General features: G+C 67.9%; 2 protein-coding genes. Both read left to right on the top strand.

From position 1 onward, the window contains the following. Positions 1–134: 134 nt before the first annotated feature. The gene (locus NBW84_RS10495; RefSeq protein WP_250284045.1) at positions 135–608 is read left to right on the top strand and encodes a helix-turn-helix domain-containing protein; all 474 of its coding nucleotides are present in this window, start codon (positions 135–137) and stop codon (positions 606–608) included. A 10-nt stretch (positions 609–618) separates the two neighbouring features. After that, on the top strand, positions 619–758 hold a 140-nt coding region (locus tag NBW84_RS24240), incomplete at its 3' end, for a VOC family protein (RefSeq protein ID WP_445548687.1).

Genomic DNA, 758 nt, shown 5'->3' on the forward strand with positions numbered 1-758 from the left:
GTATTCGTCGACATGGTTTTTCCGCACTGTTCATCCGTGACGCATGAATCACCGCGGACGGACGGACGGACGGCGGTAGAATACTGACGTGTGGCGGTCTGCGAACGGCGGAACCCGGTGAACGGCGGCGGCCGGTGAACCGGGCGGTCGAGGAGAACAACCGCCGGCTGTTGCGGGCCCGGGACACCATGGACCGCGACTACGCGAAACCGCTCGACATCCCCACCCTGGCGGGGATCGCGTTCGTCTCGCCGGCGCATTTCATCCGGGCGTTTCGGAGCACCTTCGGGGAGACGCCGCACCGCTACCTGCAACGGCGCCGGGTCGAGCGGGCGATGGCGCTGCTGCGGGAGACCGACCGCGGCGTGACCGACATCTGTCTCGACGTCGGCTTCACCAGCCTCGGCACCTTCAGCCGGACGTTCCACGCCGTCGTCGGCGAGTCACCGTCGGCGTACCGGCGGCGGACGAGGGCGGCGCCGGCCCCGCCAGCGGTACCGACCTGTTTCGGAATGGCGTGGCTGCGGCCGAGCAGCCTCGGGGAACGACCGAGCGGTGGGGAACGACCGAGCAGTTTCGGAGAAGCGGGCCGGGGCGAAGCTCCGTAGCGTTGCCGGCATGTTCAACGCCATCACACACTCGTCCGTCTACGTCCTCGACCAGGACCAGGCCGTGGACTTCTACGTCGGCAAGCTCGGACTGGAGATCACCGCCGATGTGGATCTCGGTTTCATGCGCTGGCTGACGGTCAGCGTCCC

Source organism: Protofrankia sp. CiP1_Cm_nod2, from assembly GCF_920664355.1.
Classification (GTDB): domain Bacteria; phylum Actinomycetota; class Actinomycetes; order Frankiales; family Frankiaceae; genus Protofrankia.